The sequence below is a fragment of the Pediococcus acidilactici genome (genome assembly GCA_024970065.1).
Classification (GTDB): domain Bacteria; phylum Bacillota; class Bacilli; order Lactobacillales; family Lactobacillaceae; genus Pediococcus; species Pediococcus acidilactici_A.
On record CP103908.1, the window covers coordinates 1,257,949 to 1,284,347 of the forward strand.

Annotated in this window: 27 protein-coding genes, 10 tRNA genes and 3 rRNA genes; 5 read left to right on the forward strand and 35 right to left on the reverse strand. The window is 43.1% G+C overall.

Annotation, left to right across the window (positions count from 1 at the left end; translation table 11 throughout):
* Window positions 1–15 precede the first annotated feature (15 nt).
* On the reverse strand, window positions 16–372 hold the full coding sequence (locus NYR25_05890; protein ID UWF33135.1) for a PTS glucitol/sorbitol transporter subunit IIA: 357 nt from the start codon (window positions 370–372) through the stop codon (window positions 16–18).
* Window positions 373–503: 131 nt separating this feature from the next.
* Between NYR25_05890 and NYR25_05895 the strand changes: the two genes are divergently transcribed.
* Both NYR25_05895 and NYR25_05900 read left to right on the forward strand, forming a co-directional pair.
* The gene (locus NYR25_05895; protein UWF33136.1) at window positions 504–1,517 is read left to right on the forward strand and encodes a lactonase family protein; all 1,014 of its coding nucleotides are present in this window, start codon (window positions 504–506) and stop codon (window positions 1,515–1,517) included.
* Window positions 1,518–1,532: 15 nt separating this feature from the next.
* On the forward strand, window positions 1,533–2,162 hold the full coding sequence (locus NYR25_05900; GenBank protein ID UWF33137.1) for a copper homeostasis protein CutC: 630 nt from the start codon (window positions 1,533–1,535) through the stop codon (window positions 2,160–2,162).
* A 91-nt stretch (window positions 2,163–2,253) separates the two neighbouring features.
* Here the strand turns inward: NYR25_05900 and mgtE are convergent, their stop codons facing one another.
* Genes mgtE through NYR25_05920 form a run of 4 tightly spaced genes read right to left on the reverse strand, consistent with a single transcriptional unit; the run spans window position 2,254 to window position 5,923 of the window.
* Complete coding sequence (gene mgtE / locus NYR25_05905; GenBank protein UWF33138.1) at window positions 2,254–3,603, reverse strand: magnesium transporter; 1,350 nt, start codon at window positions 3,601–3,603, stop codon at window positions 2,254–2,256.
* Window positions 3,603–4,508, reverse strand: a complete 906-nt coding sequence (locus tag NYR25_05910) for an RluA family pseudouridine synthase (GenBank protein UWF33139.1) — start codon at window positions 4,506–4,508, stop codon at window positions 3,603–3,605. The genes mgtE and NYR25_05910 overlap by 1 nt, the downstream gene beginning before the upstream one ends.
* The gene (locus NYR25_05915; GenBank protein ID UWF33140.1) at window positions 4,498–5,316 is read right to left on the reverse strand and encodes an NAD kinase; all 819 of its coding nucleotides are present in this window, start codon (window positions 5,314–5,316) and stop codon (window positions 4,498–4,500) included. Before NYR25_05915 ends, NYR25_05910 begins: the two co-directional genes overlap by 11 nt.
* Entirely contained in the window at window positions 5,309–5,923 is a 615-nt protein-coding gene (locus NYR25_05920) for a GTP pyrophosphokinase family protein (protein UWF33141.1), read from the reverse strand. The genes NYR25_05915 and NYR25_05920 overlap by 8 nt, the downstream gene beginning before the upstream one ends.
* A 165-nt stretch (window positions 5,924–6,088) precedes the next feature.
* Between NYR25_05920 and NYR25_05925 the strand changes: the two genes are divergently transcribed.
* On the forward strand, window positions 6,089–6,679 hold the full coding sequence (locus tag NYR25_05925; GenBank protein ID UWF33142.1) for a DsbA family protein: 591 nt from the start codon (window positions 6,089–6,091) through the stop codon (window positions 6,677–6,679).
* 127 nt (window positions 6,680–6,806) lie between these two features.
* Here NYR25_05925 and NYR25_05930 read toward each other — a convergent pair whose 3' ends face one another.
* The 4 genes from NYR25_05930 to NYR25_05945 all read right to left on the reverse strand — a co-directional run bounded on the left by NYR25_05930 (window position 6,807) and on the right by NYR25_05945 (window position 10,387).
* The gene (locus NYR25_05930) at window positions 6,807–7,898 is read right to left on the reverse strand and encodes a competence protein CoiA family protein (protein ID UWF33143.1); all 1,092 of its coding nucleotides are present in this window, start codon (window positions 7,896–7,898) and stop codon (window positions 6,807–6,809) included.
* Window positions 7,899–8,038: 140 nt separating this feature from the next.
* Entirely contained in the window at window positions 8,039–8,761 is a 723-nt protein-coding gene (locus tag NYR25_05935) for an adaptor protein MecA (protein ID UWF33144.1), read from the reverse strand.
* Between the two features lie 236 nt (window positions 8,762–8,997).
* Entirely contained in the window at window positions 8,998–9,396 is a 399-nt protein-coding gene (gene spxA / locus NYR25_05940; GenBank protein ID UWF33145.1) for a transcriptional regulator SpxA, read from the reverse strand.
* A gap of 253 nt (window positions 9,397–9,649) precedes the next feature.
* Window positions 9,650–10,387: an MBL fold metallo-hydrolase gene (locus NYR25_05945; protein ID UWF33146.1), complete on the reverse strand. Its 738-nt coding sequence runs from the start codon at window positions 10,385–10,387 to the stop codon at window positions 9,650–9,652.
* A gap of 122 nt (window positions 10,388–10,509) precedes the next feature.
* Between NYR25_05945 and NYR25_05950 the strand changes: the two genes are divergently transcribed.
* Complete coding sequence (locus NYR25_05950) at window positions 10,510–10,965, forward strand: monooxygenase (protein UWF33147.1); 456 nt, start codon at window positions 10,510–10,512, stop codon at window positions 10,963–10,965.
* A gap of 423 nt (window positions 10,966–11,388) precedes the next feature.
* Here NYR25_05950 and NYR25_05955 read toward each other — a convergent pair.
* The 14 genes from NYR25_05955 to NYR25_06020 all read right to left on the reverse strand — a co-directional run bounded on the left by NYR25_05955 (window position 11,389) and on the right by NYR25_06020 (window position 18,023).
* Window positions 11,389–11,459 (reverse strand) — tRNA-Cys (locus NYR25_05955).
* 76 nt (window positions 11,460–11,535) lie between these two features.
* Window positions 11,536–11,619, reverse strand: a tRNA-Leu gene (locus tag NYR25_05960).
* Window positions 11,620–11,663: 44 nt separating this feature from the next.
* Window positions 11,664–11,736, reverse strand: a tRNA-His gene (locus NYR25_05965).
* Window positions 11,737–11,741: 5 nt separating this feature from the next.
* Window positions 11,742–11,815, reverse strand: a tRNA-Trp gene (locus tag NYR25_05970).
* Window positions 11,816–11,865: 50 nt separating this feature from the next.
* Window positions 11,866–11,938: transfer RNA gene (locus NYR25_05975), tRNA-Phe, on the reverse strand.
* 26 nt (window positions 11,939–11,964) lie between these two features.
* A tRNA-Asp gene (locus NYR25_05980) sits at window positions 11,965–12,038 on the reverse strand.
* A gap of 15 nt (window positions 12,039–12,053) precedes the next feature.
* Window positions 12,054–12,126 (reverse strand) — tRNA-Val (locus NYR25_05985).
* 4 nt (window positions 12,127–12,130) lie between these two features.
* Window positions 12,131–12,202: transfer RNA gene (locus NYR25_05990), tRNA-Glu, on the reverse strand.
* A gap of 13 nt (window positions 12,203–12,215) precedes the next feature.
* Window positions 12,216–12,307 (reverse strand) — tRNA-Ser (locus NYR25_05995).
* 12 nt (window positions 12,308–12,319) lie between these two features.
* Window positions 12,320–12,392, reverse strand: a tRNA-Asn gene (locus tag NYR25_06000).
* 6 nt (window positions 12,393–12,398) lie between these two features.
* Window positions 12,399–12,515 (reverse strand): 5S ribosomal RNA (rrf, locus tag NYR25_06005).
* Window positions 12,516–12,611: 96 nt separating this feature from the next.
* A 23S ribosomal RNA gene (locus NYR25_06010) occupies window positions 12,612–15,534 on the reverse strand.
* Between the two features lie 213 nt (window positions 15,535–15,747).
* Window positions 15,748–17,324, reverse strand: a 16S ribosomal RNA gene (locus NYR25_06015).
* Together the 16S, 23S and 5S rRNA genes with 10 tRNA genes alongside form the textbook arrangement of a ribosomal RNA operon.
* Window positions 17,325–17,648: 324 nt before the next feature.
* Window positions 17,649–18,023: a S1 RNA-binding domain-containing protein gene (locus NYR25_06020; protein ID UWF33148.1), complete on the reverse strand. Its 375-nt coding sequence runs from the start codon at window positions 18,021–18,023 to the stop codon at window positions 17,649–17,651.
* 177 nt (window positions 18,024–18,200) lie between these two features.
* Here NYR25_06020 and NYR25_06025 point away from each other — a divergent pair, with 177 nt between their 5' ends.
* Entirely contained in the window at window positions 18,201–18,848 is a 648-nt protein-coding gene (locus tag NYR25_06025) for a VTT domain-containing protein (GenBank protein UWF33149.1), read from the forward strand.
* A 12-nt stretch (window positions 18,849–18,860) separates the two neighbouring features.
* On the opposite strand, the gene NYR25_06030 is transcribed toward NYR25_06025, so the two are convergent.
* From NYR25_06030 to comGA, 12 genes are all read right to left on the reverse strand, one after another.
* Entirely contained in the window at window positions 18,861–19,475 is a 615-nt protein-coding gene (locus NYR25_06030; protein UWF33150.1) for a TIGR01906 family membrane protein, read from the reverse strand.
* A 14-nt stretch (window positions 19,476–19,489) separates the two neighbouring features.
* The gene (locus tag NYR25_06035) at window positions 19,490–20,263 is read right to left on the reverse strand and encodes a TIGR01457 family HAD-type hydrolase (GenBank protein ID UWF33151.1); all 774 of its coding nucleotides are present in this window, start codon (window positions 20,261–20,263) and stop codon (window positions 19,490–19,492) included.
* On the reverse strand, window positions 20,263–20,796 hold the full coding sequence (locus NYR25_06040) for a YutD family protein (GenBank protein UWF33152.1): 534 nt from the start codon (window positions 20,794–20,796) through the stop codon (window positions 20,263–20,265). The genes NYR25_06035 and NYR25_06040 overlap by 1 nt, the downstream gene beginning before the upstream one ends.
* A 98-nt stretch (window positions 20,797–20,894) precedes the next feature.
* The gene (locus tag NYR25_06045; protein UWF33153.1) at window positions 20,895–21,503 is read right to left on the reverse strand and encodes a metallophosphoesterase; all 609 of its coding nucleotides are present in this window, start codon (window positions 21,501–21,503) and stop codon (window positions 20,895–20,897) included.
* A gap of 201 nt (window positions 21,504–21,704) precedes the next feature.
* Entirely contained in the window at window positions 21,705–22,709 is a 1,005-nt protein-coding gene (locus NYR25_06050; protein ID UWF33154.1) for a class I SAM-dependent methyltransferase, read from the reverse strand.
* Between the two features lie 16 nt (window positions 22,710–22,725).
* Window positions 22,726–23,049, reverse strand: coding sequence for a conjugative coupling factor TraD, SXT/TOL subfamily, traD (locus NYR25_06055; protein UWF33155.1), 324 nt, complete (start codon window positions 23,047–23,049; stop codon window positions 22,726–22,728).
* Window positions 23,009–23,443 (reverse strand): ComGF family competence protein, encoded by a 435-nt coding sequence (locus NYR25_06060; protein UWF33156.1) that lies wholly within the window; start codon window positions 23,441–23,443, stop codon window positions 23,009–23,011. Before NYR25_06060 ends, NYR25_06055 begins: the two co-directional genes overlap by 41 nt.
* Entirely contained in the window at window positions 23,421–23,609 is a 189-nt protein-coding gene (locus NYR25_06065; protein ID UWF33157.1) for a hypothetical protein, read from the reverse strand. The genes NYR25_06060 and NYR25_06065 overlap by 23 nt, the downstream gene beginning before the upstream one ends.
* Entirely contained in the window at window positions 23,590–24,051 is a 462-nt protein-coding gene (locus NYR25_06070; protein UWF33158.1) for a type II secretion system GspH family protein, read from the reverse strand. The genes NYR25_06065 and NYR25_06070 overlap by 20 nt, the downstream gene beginning before the upstream one ends.
* The gene (gene comGC, locus NYR25_06075; GenBank protein ID UWF33159.1) at window positions 24,020–24,328 is read right to left on the reverse strand and encodes a competence type IV pilus major pilin ComGC; all 309 of its coding nucleotides are present in this window, start codon (window positions 24,326–24,328) and stop codon (window positions 24,020–24,022) included. Before comGC ends, NYR25_06070 begins: the two co-directional genes overlap by 32 nt.
* A complete protein-coding gene (gene comGB / locus NYR25_06080) occupies window positions 24,328–25,344 on the reverse strand; it encodes a competence type IV pilus assembly protein ComGB (GenBank protein ID UWF33160.1) in 1,017 nt (338 codons plus the stop codon). The genes comGC and comGB overlap by 1 nt, the downstream gene beginning before the upstream one ends.
* Window positions 25,313–26,275 carry a competence type IV pilus ATPase ComGA gene (comGA, locus tag NYR25_06085; protein ID UWF33161.1) on the reverse strand — a complete coding sequence of 321 codons (963 nt, stop codon included), beginning with the start codon at window positions 26,273–26,275 and terminating at the stop codon, window positions 25,313–25,315. Before comGA ends, comGB begins: the two co-directional genes overlap by 32 nt.
* Window positions 26,276–26,399: the final 124 nt, after the last annotated feature.

The following is a 26,399-nucleotide window of genomic DNA, read 5'->3' on the forward strand; positions in this document are numbered from 1 at the left end:
ATTCTCACCGCCTAATTACTTGTATTGGATGGCTTCCCCCACCTTAAAATCGGGGAAAACTTTCGGGCTAAGGTAAATTGCACTTGCCAGCAGTTGTTCAGGGACGTCTTTAAAAACCAGCGTCGTGTGACCAATGCTTTGTAAGTTTTGGTTAACCAAACTACCGACAAATTCAACGTCGTACGTCTGTTCACCGATAACAATTTGCGAACCTGCTTTTAAATTAAATTGTTGATCATTATTCTTTTCAATTTCTTGGACGACCGCAATCTTTTTTAAATCTGGCGTTGCAGTTTCATCGAACAAAATTGCTAATTGATCTTGCTTAGCAATTGCTTCTGGTCCAATACTTTTCACCTTGGCTGAAATCATTTAAAACACCCCTTACTCATTATGATTTTATTGTACCATAGTGGCGTTCCGACACCTTTAGAAAACGTATTCATTCCGTGAAATATGCTATACTTAACGTTGAGTTTTACCTAGAGAGGAGCACAAACGCAATGATTGAAACCATTTTACTAGGCACCTATACTAAGCAAACCAGCGAAGGGATTTACCAAGTCGAGTTAGATTCCACAAAAAAACGGCTGCAAAACCTTCAATTGGTTGCACAAGTTGCCAACCCAACCTACTTAGCGGTAAGCCAACAAAACGTGCTGTACGCTGTTGATCGTTATCGGGACCAAGGAGGCGTTTCCGCAACCCAATTAGGCAATAAGCCCCAAGTTTTACAACACCTTGTTCAACCCGGGACCCCTCCTGCTTACGTAACCGTGGATGAAGCACACCAAATAGTGTTTGACGCTAACTATCATGAAGGTACCGTGCACGCATACCAAATTGAAGCTAACGGCACCCTTCACTTAGTCCACACCTTTACTAATCAAGGCTCGGGCCCCCGTCCCGAACAAACCGAAGCTCACCCGCACTACGTGGACCGTACTCCAGACAAGCACTTGGTAGTCTGCGATCTAGGGTGCGATGAAGTGTTTATCTTAGATTATGAACCTGCCACTGGCTTCAAAATCGTTTCTAAGTACGAAACCGCTCCCGGATTCGGGCCCCGGCATATTGTTTTCAACCGTACGGGAAATCGCGCTTACCTAGTCGGCGAATTAGCGAGTGAAGTAGAAGTCCTTAAGTACCAAAACGGCCAGTTCCAACACTTGCAAACCCTAAAAACCATTCCTGCCGACTGGGATCAACATAACGGCGCGGCCGCAATTAGGATTACCAAAGATAACCGGTTTATCTACGTTTCCAACCGGGGACACGACTCGATTGCGGTATTCGCGGTTAAGGACGACGGTACTCTCGAACTGATCCAAAATTGCGCCATTGCCGGCAGTTTTCCTCGTGACTTTGCTTTAAATGCTGACGAGCGTTTTCTCGTCTGTGGTAATCAAACCACTAATAACTTGAGCTTATTTGAAAGAAATTCCGAGAATGGTAAACTTAAACTTATTCAAAAAGACTTTGCCGCTCCCGAAGTGGTTTGTGTCTACTTTAAATAAAGGACGAGGTTGATTATGCTTAAAGAAGTTCCTGTAGAAAATTATACTGATATCCCGCGGGTGATTGCCAACGGGGCTAACCGAATTGAACTTTGCGACAATTTGGCGGTGGGCGGCACCACCGTTAGCCACGGGGTGATGGCGGAAAGCCAAAAATATGCTAGTGAACACCACATTCCCGTTATGGCAATGATTCGCCCCCGGGGTGGCAACTTTGTTTATAACGATATTGAACTAAAAATGATGGAAGCTGATCTTTTCCAAGCTCAGCAACTCGGCGTTGACGGCGCGGTATTTGGCGCTTTAACCCCCGAGGGAACCATTGATGAAGAAGCAATGGAGCAACTAATCGGTGCGGCCGGGGGTATGCAAATCACCTTCCACATGGCCTTTGATGCCATTCCAGTTGAACACCAAGCCGCCAGCATTGACTGGCTAGTCGAACACGACGTTGAACGCATTCTCACCCACGGCGGTCCCCTAAGTGAACCGATTGAAAATACGCTTAGTCACGTTAAAGAGACGGTCGACTACGCAAAGGGACGTATTATTGTAATGCCGGGCGGTGGAGTTACGGCTGCTAACGCTGCTGAAATTGCCGAACAGCTTAACGTACCCGAATTACACGGTTCAAAATTAGTTTAATTTTAGAATAATAAAAACACCGCGATTTCCTTCATGTGTAAGGAGTCACGGTGTTTTTACTACTAGCTATATTAATTTGAAAGGCGCTTCTCTAATAAAAATGCGCTAAACAAACCGTTGCAATGTTAAAGTAAATCAAAATTGAAATAATATCACTAACGGTTGAAATCAACGGTCCGCTAGCCACTCCGGGATCTTGCCCAAGCTTTTCTAGGATAATTGGAATTAAACTACCAACTAAGTTAGCAATAAAGATTGCTCCCCACATAGCGGCTCCCACAATAATTCCTAACGTCAAGTTACGTTGCCAAAGTAGGACCACGGCAAAGATTACCACCCCGGTAAGTACGCTAGTTAAAAGCCCGGTCAACACCTCGTTTAAAATCAACTTAAAACCGCTATTTTCATCTTCATTATTCGCCAGGCGCCGCATGGACACAGCCAAACTTTGGGTACCCGCGTTGCCAGCCGTCCCGGTAATTAACGTGATGAAAACCGCAAGTACGCCAAACCGGTCGAGCACCCCTTGAAATTGACTAATCACAACGGCACTAATCAGCCCTAAAAATAGCATGGTCACTAACCAGGGCATCCGGCTTTTAAACGCCGCCCAAGGGTTTACCGAAAGGTCTTCCGTATCAACCCCGGCTAAACGAGAATAGTCTTGAGCTGATTCTTCATCAATTACGTCGATAATATCGTCGACGGTGATGATTCCCAGCATCTTATTTTGCTTATCAACAACGGGAATCGCGATAAAGTTATAATCCCGAATCTGAGTTGCGATCTCAACTTGGTCTTCGTTGTCCAATACCGACACCACGTTGGTATTCATAATCCGCTTGATGAACACGTCATCTGGGTTAACAATCAAATCCTTAACCGAAATTACCCCAATCAACTGGTTAGACTCGTTAACTACGTAAATGTATGAAATAGTTTCCGCGTACTGCGCTTCTTGTTTAACTTGGTTCATCGCCGAACCCACGGTGGCGTCCACCGCTACGGAAATAAACTCGGTGGTCATCAACGCTCCCGCCGTTTTATCTTCGTATTTTAATAGTTGGCGAACCCGGGCTGCATCTACCGGCTGCATATACGAAAGCAGTTTATGCAACTTATCGTTTCGCACGGCCCCTAAAACATCCGCTTCATTATCATCATACATCCCGTTTAACAATGCTGCCGCATACCGCGGAGTCATTTCATCTAGGTATTCCGCAATCAAATCGGGTTCGTCGTCAATTTCGTCAAAAGCGTCTGCTAGTTCATCAGGACTAAGATATTGGTACACCAGCTGTCGCTCCGGGCCGGTCAACTCCCCAAAAAATCGTCCTTGGTCATAATTATGTAAATCAAGAAAATCTTCCTTGAAACTTTTTGCGTCTTCTTTATTCAGTTCTAATTTTAACTTATCAAAAATCGCTTGAGTATTATCCATTATTCCTTATCCTTTTCTTTCTTCCAATATTCAAGCATGTCATTTGGAATTGGCGCTTGTACGTCAACTGTCTTTCCTCTAAACACATTCTCAAACTTCAGTGAATAGCAATGTAATGCTTGCCGCTGCAACTCTTCAAAAGAAGCTTCGTTATAAAGCGGGTCCCCAACCAGCGGATGGTGCAAGGCACTGAAATGAACCCGAATTTGGTGGGTTCGTCCAGTATGCAACTGCACCTTTAAAAGGGCGTCTTTTTCAGATTGTTCGATCACCCAGTACTCCGTTTTTGAAGGTTTGCCTCCATCATCAGCAGCAACCCGGCGCTTAATGAACGAATTCGGATCCCGTTCGATTGGGGCATCGATCACCCCGTGGCTTTGCGTGAATTTCCCCTGCGCCATCGCCAAATAAAACTTATGCACCCGGTGTTGCCGCAAATCTTGATCCATAATCGTATGGGCAAAGCGGTGTTTAGCAAATAAAACTAAGCCCGAGGTATCTTGATCAAGTCGAGTGACCACGTGGACCACTTGGCTTTCATAACCGTTTTGAACGTAATAATTTTTAACCCGGTTTACTAGGGTATCCGTCTGGTTTCGTGCCGATTGGACCGTTGCTAAAAAAGGCGGCTTGTTTACCACTAGGTAGTCTTCATCTTCATAAATCACGTCAATTGGTTGCTCTGACAAAACTACGTGGGGGTTCCCCGGTTCTGGCGGCAAAGTCACCACCACTTGGTCACCGGCGGACACCATCGTGTTAGTTCGCTTAGGTTGCCCGTTAACTAAAATTTCTCCGCCATTAAATTTAATACTTTTTAACAGCGCACGAGAAATCCGTTTTCGCACTAAAAAGGTTCGGAGATGCTGGGGGGATTCATCGCGAACCTGCCAATTAAATTTCATCGATTTGCCCGATAAACGAATTTCGCACCCGATTCCAAAAACCGGTGTGCCGATACTTAAGAAATTTCACCTGGGGAACCGCAATTCCGTAATGTACGGATTGGACGTTCTTATCCAAGATTCCCAACCGATCTGCCGTAAAATTATAGGTCCGGTGGTAGCTTGGCAAGGGCCGAATCGTGACGGTTTCGTTAGGCGCTAGAATTAACGCTGCCCCGACCGTTCGAAAAACCCGGTTGTTAATCGAAGCAATCTCCGCCATTTGCATTGCTTCTAACTGCGGGTGGACAATTGCCCCTCCAACTGACCGATTGTACGCGGTTGAACCAGTTGGCGTGGAAATGCACAGCCCGTCTCCCCGAAAACGTTCAAATAACTGGTCTCCAATAAGGACGTCCGCAACTAAGGTTCCATTCAACTTTCGTAACGTGGATTCGTTAATCGCCTTATAGTTTGCCTTTGTGCCATCAGTATGGACAACGTCAATATTAAGTAACGGGTAGCCGATTTCAGAACAGTCATCACTCTTCAAAGCTTTAACCAACGCGTCTAATTCATAGTCGCGCCAATCGGTATAAAAACCTAGATGCCCAGTATGCACCCCGACAAAACGGACCCGGTCAATAATTGGTAAGTACTTTTGGACCGCCGAAAGCAAAGTCCCGTCTCCCCCAATTGTAATCACCACGGTAGGATCCTGGTCATCTAAAGTAAGGTGGTTTTCCCGCAGTATTTGACTCAAATCCTGTCCAACTTCAATAGAATGTTCGTCACCCGAATGGTAGATCGCTATTTTCATTTTATTCATCACGCTGTTCCCTTTGTGCTAACATAATTTGCTTACGAATTTCGGACATTTCTTTGTCGAGTTCGTATGATTTAACGGACGCTTTTTGCAAGCGAGTACGTAACTCTGCCGGAAAATCACCGTTGAACTTGTAATTTAACGAATGTTCAATGGTGGCCCAGAAGTTCATCTCTAAAGTCCGCACTTGAATTTCCGCCAAAATTTTCTTTTGGCCCGTCAACATTTGAACTGGATACTCGATCACGATATGGTACGAGCGGTAACCACTTGGCTTCTCATTTTCCACGTAATCGCGCTCTTCAATTACGGTCATGTCGGTTCGTTTGCGAATTAAGTCGACCACTTGGTAAATGTCTTCCACAAATTGACACATGACCCGCACCCCCGCGATGTCTTGCATATCCTGTTCAATGCGTTCTTCTAAAATTTGTCGCCGGACCATTTTTTCCTTAATACTATCGACTGGCTTTACACGTCCAGTAACGAATTCGATTGGGCTTTCTTCGTCACTTCTTAAAAATTGCGTGCGCATCGCCCTTAGCTTAACTTTCAATTCAGAAACAGCTTGCGCGTACGGCAATAAAAAACTATTCCAATCTTCAATCATACGGATCCCCCCGAATCAATTTAACAACCTCTTTTATTTTATCATAGAAACACGCTCAACTATTTTAAACATTCTCCAGAGATTTTCAAGCAAAATAATTGCTTTTATGCCATAATTTGTTAAAGTATAATCAGTTTGACTTACGTATTCTTTGGAGGAATTTAAATGCTGGAAACTTACCTTTTCATCACTCCGTGGGGTGATGAATGCTTCAAATGCGAAAAGGAGACCATTCGCTATTTTAACCGCGCCGAAGAAAAAGTGGATTTAAAAATCTTCCCGGTCTTAAATATGCAAGTGGTTCTCAACTACATGAAGCATAACCAAGTCAAAGACGGAGATTATAACGACCTTTTTAACCGCATGTATTTAACCTGCCTTGATTACAAAGCTGCCTGTTACCAGGGTCGCGCAAAGGGGCGCCAATTTTTGGTTGCGATGCAAAAATCCGTAATCGACGAAGGCAAAAGCTATTCAACCGAATTAGGTAGTCAACTTGCTCAACAAGTTGGTTTAGACTTAACCATGTTTGAAGATGACCGGCATTCTGAAATGGTCCAAAAAGAATTTAAACACGACCAACAATTGGCCCATGAAATGGGAGCAGAAAGCATCCCTGCTGCGGTAATCTTCAACGTCAAGGATGAAGAGTATGGTATCTTAATGGATCATTACGATTACCAAACCCTTGCTTCAGTTTGTAAATTAAAATTAGCATCTGATGATGATAACGTGTTTATCCCTAAGACACTTTGAGCTTGTTAGCACTACGGAATTACTTTTTCTGATTAATAGAATTTCAAGACAAATTCTAGTCAGGGAGTTGTCTTGAAATTTAGTTAGCCAGGCTTATTAATTTACCATAGCAAACTTAAAGGCTGGATTAAGTTCCAGCCTTTTTTGTAAAATCTCCTCCCCCAACTCTTTTCTCAAAACCTTTTCTTCTCTTCTTCAAAGCACGTATTTTAGCTGTCGTATCCGGAAACCACGTAATTGTGTTCGTCTGTAGCTGCCAGCGTTTTCCTTTTTTTATTACCCATTGGTTATTAATTAAATACTCCCAAAACTCTTGGTCCACTTCTTCTATTTTTAACGCATCTTCTTCAATCGTACTTTCCAACTTAATCAACAAACGAACCCGGTTTAAAATTGGCGGACTTAGGTGCACAAAATCTGTGCACGCTTCGGGTACGTGAACTATCCAAGGGCATCCCAGCAAAGAGTATCCGCGTTCATAACAAAGCTGCTGCATTTTAAGGTACCGGGCGTCGGTTTGGGTCCCGAGTACATAATGTTCAAGCTGCCGAGCTTGCCGAATTAATTCTTTTGAATCAACGGTCTGTATCTGTGGTTGACTAAGTAGTTCCTCCTTGCTATTGAGTGCTAACAAGGGCTGTTTTAAATAAGCAACGTCGCCAAATAAACGCCGTTGAACTCGGTAAAATAGCCCTGGCGAATCTTCCCGTAGCGCATCCCACGCTAAAAACCACCACCCATACCGAGTGGTAAAATGACCAAATTTCTGCACCGTCGCTAGCCACCCTTTCCCGGTGACATAACGCGGGCCCGCGATCCAGTAAACGTGGTTGCCAACTTGGTGATAATCATAGGTTCTTTGCCGAATCTCGGTAACTGTAATGGGACTGCATTGGTATTCAATTACATAGATTTCGCCACGTGCCCACACGACCACGTCGCCCCGCCGCTTAATTTTCGGGAAATAATATTCGGTTTCCACAGTCAGACCCAGTTTTACAAAATAATCCCTAAGTCGCTTTTTACCAATTTGATGGCGGTTTGTTTCTTCACTTCCCACCTTCGTTTTGGACTGGGCTAAGTGGGCAAAATATTTTCCCCGGTAACGGCCACCACATAAACGTAATGGTCGATGACACTGCGGACAATAGTATTTTTGTCCAGTAAGGGCCGTGGTGGCGTTGACTAGCCTGCCCGCTTCTGTTAATGCAACCTTCATTTGAATTCACCTCCGTTAGCAATTACGCAAACTAACGGAGATTATTCGTAAAAAATGTGCGCCCAATTCTGCCAAACCGCTTTTCCCCACAAAAAAGAGGTCAGGAAATCTAAATGATTTCGCTAACCTCAAAACTAATTCTATGCTTTAAAATAGTGTTGCGCCAATTCTAGAGCCGCACTATCAATGATTGTTTTTCCGTGTTCACGGAGTACTTCACTCGTAATTGACGTTTTATCACCGTATTCGTACGCCAACGCTAGATTATCTTTAACCAACTCCGGAGTGTTTTCGCTCATGAAGAAGATTAACTCTAGATAATAATTATCCTTGTAACGATAAAGTACCGAATCCAGACCGCTTACGTCGCTAATTGCGGCTGCAATCCCTGGTAATCCTTCAAAATCGTTAAGTTTGATTACCTTGGTTTGCGTGTCCGCACTATCATCGCCGTAGCTATTATAATCTGCTGCATCCGCATCACGACTGGTATTACTCATGTTAGTATCTTGACCATCAGTTTCAGCAAGTTTTTTCTTTAAAAAGTCAGAAACCTCATCCAATTCTTCGTTACTTGGTGAATCATTCTTGGCTACTGATTTCATTGCTTCTTCCATTCCATTAGCGGGATTTTTACTAATATACAATTCTAAGCCATTACGATTTGGTAAAACTTGGAAAGTTACTGCATCATTATTAGCAAATTGATGATCAGTATCTACTTCTTCTAATACAGAATAAAAAAAGTTTTCTATTTCTTTGTGGTTATCAAGTAAGTCGAGGAACGTGACTCCCCTTTCGCTCAAATCTTCTGAGCTGATCTTGACTCGAATGGTATCTTCATTAATTCGTTCCATTTCCATTAAGCAGCACCTCCAGTTTAACGAAACTGAATGAAAAGAACACACTAATATTAGTATATATCAGGTTCCCCACGATTATCCCATAAATTCATTAAAAATTCCACTATCGCCGCCGATTCAGTCCTTTATTTAATCATAAAACGGAACAGGGGCTGGAAAAATTTTTTCCTAGCCCCTAGTTTGAACTTTACGTATTCTTTTTTAATTTTGCTGGGAAAATTTTCCCCGATTAGCTATTATAGGTTAGCAATCTTTTGTGCCCGCGCTAATTCAAGTTGTCTTACCTTACGTGGTAAGAAGCGCCGAATTTCGTCTTCGTTGTACCCCACTTGCAAACGCTTGTCGTCAACAAGAATTGGCCGCCGAAGTAGTCCCGGATTTTTTTCAATTAAATCAATTAATTGCTTTAAGGAAAGGTCGTCTAAATCAACATCTAGTTCTTGGAAAACTTTTGAACGACGCGAAACAATTTCTTCCGTCCCGTTTTCAGTTAGTTGAAGAACTTGCTTGATTTCTGCAGCACTCAAAGGTTCTGAGAATATATTTCTTTCCTTATATTCAATACCATGTTCTTCGAGCCATGCCTTAGCTTTCCGGCAAGATGTGCAACTTGGTGAAGTATATAAATTAACCATAACGTATGTACCCCTTAACGTCATTAAATATTACCTGTCTTATGGTTAATATTATACAGTTTTATCGTGTCTTTGTCTACAATTATTTTTAAAATCACTTATAAAAAATAACTAAAAATAATCCTTAAAACGGCATTAAAGTTTTTACTTATCTATCTATAATACTTTTTATTAAAAAGTGTCAAATACACGCTTAAGTCGTTTTTAAACGATTACTTATATATATGAAACGCATCACCTTATAACTATTTGCTTATAATTCGATAACTTTTCCCGTTGCTGGCAATTCGATTTCCGACGGATTCATTGAAAAACGTTGGGTTTCCTCTAACATTAATTTAGGATCTATCTGTGGCGATAAATGACTAATAATCAAATGTTTAGCATGTGCTTTGTCAAACAATTCCGCGGTTTCCTTTGTAGTTAAGTGCCACTTAGCTCCCTGATGCTCATTTAGAAAGTTGGTGTCCGTGATTAACAGGTCACTGTCTTTGGCAAATTCCGCTAATTCCGCAAAATAGCGCGTGTCCGAAGTGAAGGTGAAGACTTTGCCCGTTGCCACTTCTTCAATTCTGGTAGCAAATGCAGCTACTGGATGTTCCGTCTTTTTAAAGGTAATCTGCATTCCCCCAATTTTGATAACGTCATTTACTTGGTAAGCAACCCCTTTGGAAGCATTGGGCCAGGTTAATGCGCCAAAATTCAACGGGTCTTCTGTGTGTCCGTATATTGGCAACGTGGTAAGCCTCTTCTTTTCGTTTAACTGCCACCGGTATTGTAAAACACCTAAGTCTGCCGTATGGTCGTGGTGATAATGTGTTAACAAAACGGCGTCTAGATCTAGTGGATCAAGATGCTTTTCCAATTCTAAAAGAGTGGCTGAACCAGCGTCGAGCAACAAATTTGTGTCTCGGGTTTGGACCAAATACCCAGTTGTTCCAGTGTCTTTACTTGGATAACCACCATAATAACCTAAAATTGTAATCTTCATAAAATCCCCTCCATGCAATATCATTAACCCATTTTAACGCAAATCACCTACCTTATCGAACTTTAATATTTTTAGTTTTAGTCTATGAGCATTATAATGGTTATAAAAATGGAGGTGTTTCCATGAGTAAAATTATTACTACTTCGTTCGGCAGCCATGCCGTTTTGAAATTGATCCAGGAAAAATATTCTTTGCGCAATTTATTAATATTGGCTAACCAAAATGATAATGACAGTTATCAAATGGTGGATTTTTCTGGAGAACCAACTATTTTCAAAACCCCCCAGCGCTATACCGTTTTAGATTCTTTTAACGTGACTAAAAAAGGGCCGGTGTTTACGTACCACTTTTTTGAACTAAGTGAAGATTCTTTGGACGCTTTTGACAACCAAATTGGTGGCTGGGCAAGTACGTCTTCGACCGCCCTTTTTAATTTGAAGCCGCTTGACCAAAAACCCTATAACCGGGTAATTTTAGAAATTTCGCAAAGTGGCACGGTTCCCGAATATTTAGAGAAGGTCGTTAATAAGTATCGTAACCAAAATTATTTTAAAACCACTTATCAAATTGTCGAGTAGGTGTTATTTTATTACTTTTCCAGTATACTGGTATATTGAAGTATGAAGGGAGTTGAAACTGATCTTTCCTACCAAGAAACCGCAAATTCTCATTTATAACATTATTTTTGACTTGATAGTGGGCATCTTTTTCGTTTATTACTTAAAGGTTGCGGTAAATCTATCAACATTTCTCCGCGTGATTTTAATGGCTTTTGCCGCCTACGATTTCACCGACATGTTTTTCAGCATAAGAATGCTTCTCGAACAGCGTCGGCGTAATAAGCATAAATAATGTATTCAAAAACTCACCCCTTCCCTAAGAACTCGAAGTTATTAAGGAAGGGGCTTTTTGTTGCCCGATATTTTTAAGCAATAAATTGCTGTTTTGCTGCAAAATAAAAAAGCTTAGCTATTAAGCTAAACTTATCGTTCTCTATAAAAAGGCGGTAGACGGATTTGAACCGACGATAAAGGTTTTGCAGACCTCTGCCTTACCACTTGGCTATACCGCCATGACAAATAAAAAAGTGTAATCACCCGTGTAAAAAATACACGATAATTACACGAAACAACTCTTAATTATTTTAATGCCTCCGGTGGGGGTCGAACCCACACTCCCGTGAAGGAACTGGATTTTGAGTCCAGCGCGTCTGCCAATTCCGCCACAGAGGCAACTAAAAAATCTAACAAACTGAGTTTTATTTTCAAACTCAAAGGGCGGTAGGTGGGAATCGAACCCACGCGTGCCGGAGCCACAATCCGGTGCGTTAACCACTTCGCCACTACCGCCATCATGGCAGGGATAGTAGGAGTTGAACCCACACTGACGGTTTTGGAGACCGTAGTTCTACCATTAAACTATATCCCTATCATTGATAAGTGACTGTTATTAAATTAAGTGAACAAAGCTGTTCACAATGGCGCGGGACAGAATCGAACTGCCGACACATGGAGCTTCAATCCATTGCTCTACCGACTGAGCTACCGAGCCAAATAAAATATATATAAATGGTGCAACGGTCCTAACGAGACTCGAACTCGTGATCTCCTGCGTGACAGGCAGGCGTCCTAACCAACTAGACCATAGGACCAAAACACTTTTGGAATGGAGGATACAGGGCTCGAACCTGTGACCTCCTGCTTGTAAGGCAGATGCTCTCCCAACTGAGCTAATCCTCCAAAATGACCCGTACGGGATTCGAACCCATGTTACTGCCGTGAAAGGGCAGTGTCTTAACCACTTGACCAACGGGTCAGATCATATTATACGGAGAGTAAGGGATTCGAACCCTTGAAACAGGCTTTAACCCGTTTACATCATTTCCAATGATGCTCCTTCGGCCAACTCGGACAACTCTCCAAATAAATGAAACTCCGGCAGGCGGACTCGAACCGTCGACACCCTGATTAACAGTCAGATGCTCTACCAACTGAGCTATGCCGGAATAATCGCATGGCAACGTCCTACCCTCGCAGGGGGCGATCCCCCAACTACTCTTGGCGTTAAGAAGCTTGACTTCTGTGTTCGACATGGGAACAGGTATATCCTTCTCACTATCGTCACCACACTCTGTGCTAACTTGCGTTATCACTTGAGAAAACTTTTGTCCTCTCAAAACTGAATAATATCTACATTTTCTTTCGAGTTACTTGCCACGTTCTACTTGGTTAAGTCCTCGACCGATTAGTACTAGTCCGCTCCATGTATCGCTACACTTCCACTTCTAGCCTATCTACCTGATCATCTCTCAGGGGTCTTACTTGCCCGAAGGCAATGGGAAATCTCATCTTGAGGCGAGTTTCACACTTAGATGCTTTCAGCGTTTATCTCATCCACACATAGCTACCCAGCGATGCTCCTGGCGGAACAACTGGTACACCAGCGGTGTGTCCATCCCGGTCCTCTCGTACTAAGGACAGCTCCTCTCAAATTTCCTACGCCCGCGACGGATAGGGACCGAACTGTCTCACGACGTTCTGAACCCAGCTCGCGTACCGCTTTAATGGGCGAACAGCCCAACCCTTGGGACCGACTACAGCCCCAGGATGCGATGAGCCGACATCGAGGTGCCAAACCTCCCCGTCGATGTGAACTCTTGGGGGAGATAAGCCTGTTATCCCCAGGGTAGCTTTTATCCGTTGAGCGATGGCCCTTCCATACGGAACCACCGGATCACTAAGCCCGACTTTCGTCCCTGCTCGACCTGTCTGTCTCGCAGTCAAGCTCCCTTCTGCCTTTACACTCTGCGAATGATTTCCAACCATTCTGAGGGAACCTTTGGGCGCCTCCGTTACCTTTTAGGAGGCGACCGCCCCAGTCAAACTGCCCACCAGACACTGTCTCCCGCCACGATTAGTGGCGCGGGTTAGAGGGTTCATACAACGAGGGTAGTATCCCACTTGCGCCTCCTCCGAAACTAGCGTTCCGGATTCTACGGCTCCTACCTATCCTGTACAAGCTGTACAAACACTCAATATCAAGTTACAGTAAAGCTCCATGGGGTCTTTCCGTCCTGTCGCGGGTAACCCGCATCTTCACGGGTATTATAATTTCACCGAGTCTCTCGTTGAGACAGTGCCCAGATCGTTACGCCTTTCGTGCGGGTCGGAACTTACCCGACAAGGAATTTCGCTACCTTAGGACCGTTATAGTTACGGCCGCCGTTTACTGGGGCTTCAGTTCAAAGCTTCGCTTACGCTAACTCATCCCCTTAACCTTCCAGCACCGGGCAGGCGTCAGCCCCTATACGTCATCTTACGATTTTGCAGAAACCTGTGTTTTTGATAAACAGTCGCCTGGGCCTTTTCACTGCGGCTGATCTTGCGATCAGCACCCCTTCTCCCGAAGTTACGGGGTCATTTTGCCGAGTTCCTTAACGAGAGTTCTCTCGCTCACCTTAGGATACTCTCCTCGACTACCTGTGTCGGTTTGCGGTACGGGTAGTTAAACTCTAACTAGAAGCTTTTCTCGGCAGCGTGACGTCAGGAACTTCGTTACTTAAATTTCACTCCCCATCACCGCTTGTCCTTAAGAAATCAAGCATTTGACTCGACTTCAGACTCACGGCTTGGACACCCACTTCCAATCGGGTGCATTCCTTAGCCTCCTGCGTCCCTCCATTGTTCAAACAAGTTTAACTAGTACAGGAATCTCAACCTGTTATCCATCGCCTACGCCTCTCGGCCTCGGCTTAGGTCCCGACTAACCCTGGGAGGACGAGCCTTCCCCAGGAAACCTTAGTCATACGGTGGATAGGATTCTCACCTATCTTTCGCTACTCATACCGGCATTCTCACTTCTAAGCGCTCCAACAGTCCTCACGGTCTGCCTTCGTCGCCCTTAGAACGCTCTCCTATCACGCCACCTAATGGTGGCATCCACAGTCTCGGTAATATGTTTAAGCCCCGGTACATTTTCGGCGCAGGATCACTCGACTAGTGAGCTATTACGCACTCTTTAAATGGTGGCTGCTTCTGAGCCAACATCCTAGTTGTCTATGCAACTCCACATCCTTTTCCACTTAACATATATTTAGGGACCTTAACTGGTGGTCTGGGCTGTTCCCCTTTCGACGATGGATCTTATCACTCACCGTCTGACTCCCGGACATAAATCGATGGCATTCGGAGTTTATCTGAATTCGGTAACCCATGACGGGCCCCTAGTCCAAACAGTGGCTCTACCTCCACGATCCTAATTCCGAGGCTAGCCCTAAAGCTATTTCGGAGAGAACCAGCTATCTCCAAGTTCGTTTGGAATTTCACCGCTACCCACACCTCATCTCAGCACTTTTCAACGTACACGAGTTCGGTCCTCCAGTGCGTTTTACCGCACCTTCAACCTGGACATGGGTAGGTCACTTGGTTTCGGGTCTACATCCGCATACTAATTCGCCCTCTTCAGACTCGCTTTCGCTTCGGCTCCGTCTCTTCAACTTAACCTGGCATACGAACGTAACTCGCCGGTTCATTCTACAAAAGGCACGCCATCACCCATTAACGGGCTCTGACTTCTTGTAGGCACATGGTTTCAAGAACTATTTCACTCCCCTTCCGGGGTGCTTTTCACCTTTCCCTCACGGTACTGGTTCACTATCGGTCACTAGGTAGTATTTAGCCTTGGGAGATGGTCCTCCCGGATTCCGACGGAATTTCACGTGCTCCGCCGTACTCAGGATCCTGAACTGAGGGAGTTTGATTTAACTTACGGGGCTGTCACCCTCTCTGGCTGGCCTTCCCAGGCCCTTCAGCTATCAAGCTCTTTGGTAACTCAAATGTTCAGTCCTACAACCCCAAGAAGCAAGCTTCTTGGTTTGGGCTGTTCCCGTTTCGCTCGCCGCTACTCAGGGAATCGAATTTTCTTTCTGTTCCTGTGGGTACTGAGATGTTTCAGTTCCCCACGTTTACCTTCACACATCCTATGAATTCAGATGCGGATAATAGTCGATTAAAACTATTGGGTTGCCCCATTCGGAAATCCCCGGATCAAAGCTTACTTACAGCTCCCCGAGGCATATCGGTGTTAGTCCCGTCCTTCATCGGCTCCTAGTACCAAGGCATCCACCATGCGCCCTTCCTAACTTAACCTAACTTTACCTACGGTAAAGCGATTAATTGAGTATTGCGATTATTTTGAACTAATCTTGTTTAACTCTTTAAAATTACGCGGTTTTCTCTCGGTTTAATTATGATTAATTAAAATTATAGATATTATTCAGTTTTCAAAGAACAAAAGTGAGAGTAGACCTCTCAAAACTAAACAAAACTTTGACTCGTGTGCGGTTCCGTATTATTCCTTAGAAAGGAGGTGATCCAGCCGCAGGTTCTCCTACGGCTACCTTGTTACGACTTCACCCTAATCATCTGTCCCACCTTAGACGGCTAGCTCCTAAAAGGTTACCCCACCGGCTTTGGGTGTTACAAACTCTCATGGTGTGACGGGCGGTGTGTACAAGGCCCGGGAACGTATTCACCGCGGCATGCTGATCCGCGATTACTAGCGATTCCGACTTCGTGTAGGCGAGTTGCAGCCTACAGTCCGAACTGAGAATGGTTTTAAGAGATTAGCTAAACCTCGCGGTTTCGCGACTCGTTGTACCATCCATTGTAGCACGTGTGTAGCCCAGGTCATAAGGGGCATGATGATTTGACGTCGTCCCCACCTTCCTCCGGTTTGTCACCGGCAGTCTCACTAGAGTGCCCAACTGAATGCTGGCAACTAGTAATAAGGGTTGCGCTCGTTGCGGGACTTAACCCAACATCTCACGACACGAGCTGACGACAACCATGCACCACCTGTCATTCTGTCCCCGAAGGGAACGCCTAATCTCTTAGGTTGGCAGAAGATGTCAAGACCTGGTAAGGTTCTTCGCGTAGCTTCGAATTAAACCACATGCTCCACCGCTTGTGCGGGCCCCCGTCAATTCTTTTGAGTTTCAACCTTGCGGTCGTACTCCCCAGGCGGATTACTTAATGCGTTAGCTGCAGCACTGAAGGGCGGAAACCCTCCAACACTTAGTAATCATCGTTTACGGCATGGACTACCAGGGTATCTAATCCTGTTCGCTACCCATGCTTTCGAGCCTCAGCGTCAGTTACAGACCAGACAGCCGCCTTCGCCACTGGTGTTCTTCCATATATCTACGCATTTCACCGCTACACATGGAGTTCCACTGTCCTCTTCTGCACTCAAGTCTCCCAGTTTCCAATGCACTTCTTCGGTTGAGCCGAAGGCTTTCACATTAGACTTAAAAGACCGCCTGCGCTCGCTTTACGCCCAATAAATCCGGATAACGCTTGCCACCTACGTATTACCGCGGCTGCTGGCACGTAGTTAGCCGTGGCTTTCTGGTTAAATACCGTCACTGGGTGAACAGTTACTCTCACCCACGTTCTTCTTTAACAACAGAGCTTTACGAGCCGAAACCCTTCTTCACTCACGCGGCGTTGCTCCATCAGACTTGCGTCCATTGTGGAAGATTCCCTACTGCTGCCTCCCGTAGGAGTCTGGGCCGTGTCTCAGTCCCAATGTGGCCGATTACCCTCTCAGGTCGGCTACGCATCATCGCCTTGGTGAGCCGTTACCTCACCAACTAGCTAATGCGCCGCGGGTCCATCCAGAAGTGATAGCAGAGCCATCTTTTAAAAGAAAACCAGGCGGTTTTCTCTGTTATACGGTATTAGCATCTGTTTCCAGGTGTTATCCCCTGCTTCTGGGCAGGTTACCCACGTGTTACTCACCCGTCCGCCACTCACTTCGTGTTAAAATCTCATTCAGTGCAAGCACGTCCTGATCAATTAACGGAAGTTCGTTCGACTTGCATGTATTAGGCACGCCGCCAGCGTTCATCCTGAGCCAAGATCAAACTCTCATATTAAAATGATGAGTCTTTTTCAAGCTCATTAATTGTTTGTTTTTGCGAATTGACTTCGCATGTTTGTTCTCACTAAATCATATTGATTTGCGAGTCCTCACACGATCGTTTGTCAAAATTTTGTTCAGTTTTCAAAGGTCTACCATCGTTGTCAGGTCAACGTTTATAACGTTTTTGACAACTATTTAAATATATCATCATGAGAATCAATTGTCAACAACTTTTTTTAAATTGTTTTATTTGAAAGTCTCATGAACGACGTCTTCCTTAACGCCGCTCAAATATAGTACCAAGTTTTGTACGGGTACGTCAACCCATTTTTTTAAATTATTTCAACTTTTCTGCTTTCCAGTCCTCTAAATGCTCTGCTAGAGGCTCAAATCCGGTGTTGTAATGGCTTTTTGTCCAAAAATGCTTATGATTTACGTAAAAGTTAACTGGTCGGGGATACTGCCTTAGCTCTCCCTTCGTTTCTTTCAAAGCTCGCATCGATAGAGCAAAACGGCGCTTACCGTCGTCTTCCATTACTATTGCACGAACCTTCTCACCAACACTAAAGGTATGGTACATATTTTTAATATACTGGTTATCGCATTCCGATACGTGAATCAATCCCTTACGGCCCTGATCATCTTGAATAAAAAGCCCGTAATCCCGAATACCAACTATTGTTACTTCAAGAACTTCTCCAAGTTTATACATATTGCTCCCCTCCTAAAAGTTTAATTTTAAGGTAATCTTTCAAAAAAGCAAAGTTCCTTTCCCTACTGTATGATAATATAGACTGCGGATTTAAGAAAAGAAGCCGCACCAACGATTTGCTTAGTAGCGGTAAAAAATCTACAACCACAATACATAATCTAGATAAGGAATGATTCTTTGCAAACTCTAATTGACTTTGTCTTACACATCGATGAGCACTTGGTAACTATTGTAAATAATTTTGGTAACTACTCGTACTTAATTTTATTTGCCATCATTTTTATTGAAACCGGCGCCGTCATCTTGCCATTTTTACCAGGAGATTCCCTGTTATTTGCGGCTACTGCCCTTTCAGCTAAGCCAGAATACGGTCTTAACGTTTGGGCGTTTGTAATTTTATTTAGTCTTGCGGCTTTACTGGGGGACTCCTTAAACTTCTTCCTAGGAAAACACGTGGGTATGGCTCTGCGCAGACATCCCTTCTTCGGCAAATTTATCAGTGACGAAAAAATGGATGAGGCTCAGCAATTTTTTGAAAAACACGGTAATATTTCCATTACCTTAGCACGGTTCATGCCCATCATCAGAACCTTTGCTCCATTTGTTGCTGCGGGCGCTAACATGCCTTATCGTTCATTTATCCGATACAACATCGTCGGAAACTTTGCTTGGGTGGGTATTTGTTGTGGTGCAGGTTACTTCTTCGGCAATATTCCATTTGTAAAAGACCATTTTTCGTTAGTAGTTATCGGAATTATTGTTGTTTCCCTCATTCCTGCGCTCATCTCGCTAATTAAATCTAAAACAAAAAAACAGGTTAACTAACGTAACCCCCGTTTAAACGGAGGTCTGCGTTAGGACCTGTTTTTTTATTACTCGATAAAAAATTATCATGTATAGTTCAAAAAGAATCCCCACTACCATAAAACTAAGTGTAAAAAATCGATCTGTTAATACGTTAATAATTGGGTCGGTTTTCGGATCAAAAATCCAATAATTATCACTAAAAATAATCTGGTGAAAAATGATAAAGTAGCGGTCAAAGTCCACCCCCAAGAAAAAAATCACTAATGGCGTCAATACAATACTGGTCTGAAAGAATCGTAACATCCGCCATTCCTGCTTTTCCCTAGAAATGTGCCGCCAAATCAATAGCAGTCCCCCAAGCGCTAAGATTAACGTAACTGAGTTTGCTAAAAACAGATTTTTTACCGTTGCCATGTGGATTAAGCCACCCCGCGAAAATGGGAAATTAGGTAAACTAAGACGGTTTACCCAAGGTAGCTCTAAATACGCTAGTAGTTGGTAGTAGTTATCCATAACTTGTGCAGCACTTAACCCCGCCGTATGCAAAACGTGCGGGGTTAACGTCCAGCGCAGCAACCAGGGGGAATTGATTGTAAGAAAAACCGCTCCACTAAGACCTACCCAAATCGTTAAGAGTGCTGCCATGAACTTACGCATCGTTATTGCCATTCATCAAAATTATTAATTTCATGTGTCGGTTTAACCGCCTGTTTTGCAACCAATTCGCGGGTCGAAACCCCCGTGTATACTAATAAAGTATCCACACCGAAGTTGATTCCGGCTGAAATGTCCGTCATGTAGTTATCTCCTACCATCACTACTTGATCCTTTGGTAATCCCATTACCTTCAAAGCTTTCTCCATAATGATGGTTTCTGGTTTTCCAATGTAAAAGGCTTTTTGTTGGGTAGAACGTTCCAACAAGGCAATTACCGAACCCGCACCCGGAACTAATCCCCGTTCGTTAGGCAGATTAGTATCAGCGTTGGTTCCGATAAACTTAGCACCCTTTTTGATTGCTAAGGTGGCTACTTCAAACTTATGGTAGGTAACGTCATAATCCAACCCGGCAACTACGTAATCCGGGTGTTCCTCTTCCATTTCAAAACCCTTGGCTAAGATGGCCCGTTTTAGACCAATTTCTCCGATGATGTAGACTTTTCGATGATCTTTATCAGCAACCCCATCTAAATAATCCGCCGTAGCTAGTGCTGCCGTATAGACATTTTCTGGTTTAACCTTAATGTCGTGATTTTCCATCAAATTTTTAGCCACGGCTTCTGGCGTTTTAGTCGTATTATTAGTAACGAATAAAAATGGAATTTGCTTTGCTTGCAAACGTTCTACAAACCGTTTAGCTGCCGGAATTTTTTCCTTCCCCCGGTACATCGTTCCGTCTAAATCAATCATATATCCGCCATAGTTTTCAATCATTACTTCTTTTTCTCCCTTATTTTAAATGTTTTTTGTCGCTTCTTTTTGCTAGTGCCAACCACTTCGTTACGCCGTTTAGCTACTGGCTTACGTGATTTTGCCTTCTTAGCGGCTGGTCGTTTAGCTTTATGCTTATTTTCCGTCCGATGCCATTCTTTAATCCAACGCCGCTTGGATCGTTCGTTGACCTGCATATTACGCAATATAAAATACGGGCAACCAAAACTGCAAATTTCAAAAAGATAATCCTCAAAACGACTGATCTTTAATTCGTTTGGCACCTTTTCTTCGTCGGCAAAAAAGCCCTTGAGCCGTAGTTGCCCTGAACCGATGTCCCCAACGATAAAATCATAACGACTTAATAAGCCAACAAAGCGTTCTGCCATCATCTCTTCATTGAAGGCATCCCGGTAATTTTTTTCCAACCGGTATTCGTGATCATTAATTAAAATTTCGTCCTCGTTAACCTGAACAACTCGATTAACTACCGGCCGCCGCATTTCGGCTAATTCTTCATTCGTTTTTTTATTCATCGTAATTCCCCACTTATCGTATAGCACCATCCTAAATTAAAAGGAACGTACAGGTCAATATGTTACTTTAATTACCCCAACTTTTCCATAGCCTAAAATTAGCGTCGTTTTTTAAAATCCGCTCGTTTGCCTTCAATCATTTGCTCAAGATCCCCTTCGGAAAAGGGTGCTCCAAACGGAATCTGATAATTTAAATAGTCTTTTTCAGGTGTGTCTACGCCTACGTTAATGTTCTCTTTGACGTTAACGCTGTAGTGATGAATGTGCCCATGTAAGTTAACCACCTGTTGGACAATTCCTAGCATAATTGGATAATGACTCATAATTAACTGCCGGTGGTTCATTTTAATAATTGTTCCTACCGAATGGAATTCAAATTTCGGCTTACCATTTACTAAATAATTGTGTTTAGCTAAATATTTAAAAAAGCTCCGAGAATCATGATTTCCCTTAATTAAGACGAGTCGTCCGTTAAGCTGCTTTAAAAGTTCATAAACTTGCTCGTGAGCCTTCTTTTCCGGTCGTACAAAATTTAACGCAATGTCGCCCAAATGATAAACTACGTCCCGATCGGTAACCCGTTCGTTCCAATTCTTAATGATGGCTTCGTGCATCGCGTTGATGTTGGTAAAATCTCGTGGCGCAAAATCATGATCCTTTAACAGTTCTTTATGAAAAAAATGGGTGTCCGCCGTAAAAAAATTCAAATTATCATCCTCTTCATTGCTTTGCATCATTTATTTATGAATCATTTTTAATTGTACCGCGGTTCCGCAAATTTTGTACAATTTGTCCGTGCACAAAAAAGCTGGAGCCTCCGTTGGAGATCTCCAGCTTTCTTTTTACAATTTATTCTACAGAATAGTTTACCTTTAACAGTAAGTTCCACATCTTATTAAGCAAATACACTATTTGAGACTTTTTTCAGCCCACTGTTTGAAGTCTTTAAGAAACGCCACCATCTCTTTTTGCTCCTTAAAATCCGGAAATTCCCCTAGTAAAACTTGTTCAGCTTGTTGCGCATCTTGGCCAACTTTTTGGAGAAGTAAAATTGATTTTTGGGCTTTCGCATCTTTAAACATCTTGCTTGGTAGGTTTAAAATTGCTTGAAGGTAAATCTTGTCATGGAAAAACGCGAGCAATTTCTTAGCCTCTTCGGTCTGGAAAAGGTTACTTGGTACTAGGTAAATCCCAAATCCTCCAGGTCGAACCGCCTTCATTGACTGTTCAATTAAGAGGTGGTGCACAAAAGAATGACCTTCTGAACTACGGGTCGCAAACCCGACCGTCCGCTCATCAATTGGGTAATAGCCTACTGGTAAATCCGAGACCACTATATCAGCATTCTTAACTAACAAGTTATCAATGCTGTCTTGGTGATAAAGATCCACCTTTAAGTGTTCAAAAATAAATGACATGCTTGCAATCGCCAACATGGTGTCGTCATTATCAATTCCGACACCGTTAAACTTGATTTGGTGATCTTGGAAATAATTTAAAATGGTGGATAACAAATTACCAGTTCCCACCGCCGGATCAAAAATTGACACTTGCTTTTGAGACAACGGTAAGTTTTCAATAATGTAGTTAAAGAGCATTCCAATTGCTTCCGGAGTAAATTGGTGATTAGCCTGGATGCGTTCAACGCGGTTGGCTTGGATCATTACCAGCTGAATTGCCTTGCGAAGTTCTTCTGGCTCATATTCTTGCCAATTGAAATTTGCATAAACTTGCTTTAACTTTTGAACCGTTTCTTGGTCGGGCTTGCCATCTTCAACTTGAATTTCTCCCGTAATCAAGTTGTCCCCCGTTTCAATAAACGCATCTAAAAAATCCACGTCTAGATTTTTTTGCAATAATTCGGTTGATTCTTTAAAAACACGGTATATCTTCTCAATCTTTTCTGTATCCATTTACGATCCTTCCTCACTAATATCCACTTTCGTTAAATCTAACCTTTACAGTATTACCTTTCTTGAGTTTTATCGTCAAGTTTTGATCCTCATTTAATTCTACCGTACCCAGTTGTTGATCAGTCCACTTTTTAATTTCTTTTTCCCGGTAATGCAATAAAAATTGGTTGGCTAAAATTTTAACTTGCGTGGTTGCTTGTTCGTTTTTTAATCGCAAAATTGTTTGACGCGCCTGGTCATTTAAGAATAGATTGATTCCTGCCATAAACGTAAGCACAAACAAAGCGGTAATCATGGCACTAGCTTGCTTTTTCGGCTGGCGGAATAAACGCGTATGCACTGTGACTGCCTCCATTAACCCTTATTTTGATTTGTATTAAGTTTCCGACCTGTTTAAAAGAAACCGATCGAACCCCAGTAATTAGCGGCATATGTCCCGGAGTGTAACGCAACATATTTTTCCGGGAATAGCATTCCAATTCGTAACGCTTCTTTTGCGTTTCCGAATACAGGATTAATCGATTTGGACGGACTTCTTTTAAACTAAAGTCGTGTCGTTTTGCTTCCAAGTCTTGAACCACTTCGGTAATCTTATCTTCAAAATCAACTTCCGCCTTTTGCCTAGTCGTTTTGACCGCCATTACCGTTAAATTTACGATTAACGCCATAATTAGTAATGCTAAAATTGCTTCCGCCAGCGTAAATCCCCGTTTATAATTTTTGCCTAAGTTCATTTAACGTTTCCCGCTCTCGATTAAGTTCAGTTCGATTTTCGTTGATACTAGTTTGCCAGTTATGCCAAGCACTCATCATCACCGCAAAAAAACTTCCTAAAATAAACAAACCGACGATTCCTTCATAAAGTAACGTGCCCGATTTTCTAAACACGGGTAATTTCATAAACACCCCATCCTAACTGCGCTGCTAAGCGGTACTTATTTTGTCCGTGCTCCTGTAAAACCACCGTAGTAGGGGTAACAATTCCATCCCTTCCGATTCGGATGGTTCGGTCAGTATACGGCTCTAAATTAGGGGGTAAATCTAGGTATTTAGAGTGTCGCTCCCGACCATGCTGCCAATGAAACAAGACGCTGTGATCGTCTTTTAAAAAAATAACCGAGCCCTGGCATCCCTCATACATTGCTAACCGTTCCATTTCCTGCCACCCCGTATCAAAACGTTTGAAAAATATTTTTTCCTGCTGCTCACTATGGGCTCCCCGAAAACTGACCAGGCCAATTCCGACCGTGGCACAGGTAATCAGGAGTACTACAACGCTTTCCAAGAGGGTAAAGCCCGCTTTACGAACGTCAACTGCGGCTAACATGTCCGCTGCTGTCAACTTTAATGCCGTCTCGGTTAACCTGATCCATTTGTTTATCCGATAAGTAGCCCTTCTCCTTTAAATCGTCTAAGCTTTCCGGCAAATGGTTATATTCATTTTCGTATAAGTCAACCTGAGTTTGGACCACTTCGGTAAGTGCGTCCCCTTGAATATGGCGGGCGTTATGTTTTTGACTAGTTACGTTTGGCAAAATAATTAGAATCAATAACGAAATGATAAATAGCACCACCGTCATTTCAATTAATGTAAACGCTTTCTTAATTTTATTCTTCATTACGACACTTCCTTTATTGAGTTATACATTGGCATTAATAAATTCCAGTACATTATCACAATTACTACTCCAATAATGCCAAATAGGATTGGTTGCACAACTAAAATCAACCGTTCAATCCGGTTAATTAGGGTTTTATATTTCATCATTGATAACGCATAAATTTCCGTGGCTAGGGTGTCTTTTTGACTGCCTTTTTGTACCAGTAGGCTTAGTTCAGTCGGTAGGTAAACGGCTTTCTGGATGATTTGTTCCACTTGACGACCACTAGCAATGTTATGTTCGACCTTTTTACCAATTTGATGCAGCAGAGATTTAGAATCTAATTGCCCGAGGTACTTACAAATGCTCCCAACCGACATACCGTTTGCAATTAGAAAAGATAAGTTTGCCAGTAAGTAGTAATGACAATAGTTTTGGTAAATCGGCCCAATAATTGGTAGTCGACAGAGTAAGTTAACTTGGTTAGTAATGCTAGAGCGCCGAAATTTCCAACAATAATAGCCCAACGCCGTTATCCCAATTAGGAACACCATTGCCCATCCAACTTTCACTAACTGGCTATCCCAACTTTTAGTTCCCCGGTTCCAATCCGCCAATTCTGGCATAATATAGATCCGCATCCCAACCATCATCAAACCTAAAAACAACAGTAAAAATAACGGATATTGAATTACCGAACGTAGTTTTTTGCGTTGCTGCTCTTGACTACTAAAAATCTGGGCAATCGTGCTAAGCGTTCTAACAAGTCCGCCGTGCTGATCTGCGATTGCTAATTGATAGTAAATATTTGTACTTACGTACGGTTGGAAAGCCGCCGAAAAGGATTGGCCCCGCTGTAAACGATCCACTACGTTTTGCATCGGCTGCGCAACTGACGGCCGCATAATACGGACGAAATCTACGCTTTTCCTTAGTGAAATTCCCATCTTTAGCAAATCAACCATCGTGGAGAAAATAAACGCCTGGTCTGCCAGTGAAATCTTACCCGTATTGGTAGTCCTGGAATACTTCATCGGTAATTTGCCCACTATTTTTCCACTCCTCTAACTTAGTCTGCCATTTTGGCGATCGGGTCTTTAATAACGGGTGGAACGATTTCATCTCCGAAAGAATTCGGATGGTGCCGTTTTTAACCGGAATAATCCGTTGATAAATGGTTGCCGTTAAAGCCTCCTTTAAGTATTCTTCCTGGACACCTAGTTCTAATAACCGATCCCACACCCCTGCCGTACTTTTGCAATGAAGGGTGTTCAAGACTAAATGTCCGCTTAGCGCGGCTTGGACTGCAATTTCAGCCGTCTTAGCATCCCGAATCTCTCCAATAATGAAGATATCCGGTCGGTTACGGAGTCCGCTTTTTAAAAGCTCTTGGTAGGTCATCCCCGATTTTTCGTTAACTTGCAACTGAAGAAAATTATTCTCCTGAATTTCTACCGGATCTTCAATTGACATCACCAGCTTTGAGCCACTTAATTTTTTCGCGATTTCGTAAATCAAGGTGGTTTTTCCCGAACCCGTTGGCCCCGAAAACACCACCATTCCCCTTAATCGAGCCGTCGCTTCAATATCTTGCAAACTGATCGGATCTAGAATCTCCCGTTGCTGCTTTAATTCGTATATAAAGCGCACCACCATTGAAGGACGGTCTAAAAAATCCCCAACGGTTGAAATCCGTAAATTAACTACCTGTCCATCGGCTGCCAGCCAAGTCATCGCGCCACTTTGTGGTCGGCGTCGCTCGCTAATTGCCATATCCGCCCGATATTTAATGTAGGACATGATTTGCTCAGCTTCCCGCTGCTCAATGTGCGTAGACTTCCGATACCCATGCACGTTCCGATATAACACCTGATATTTATCGTTTCGGGGCATAATAAACAAATCACTATCCCGGTGAACGATGCTTTCCTGCATTATTCGGTTTAATTGGTTTGTTATATCCACTACTCATTTCGCCTCCTCATCATGTAGATACGAAAAGAGCGCGCATTTATTTTTAAATTTTGCACTTGTATTTGATAATTTTAAGATTGAATGGTAATTAGCTTATGTAAATTTTTTGTCATCT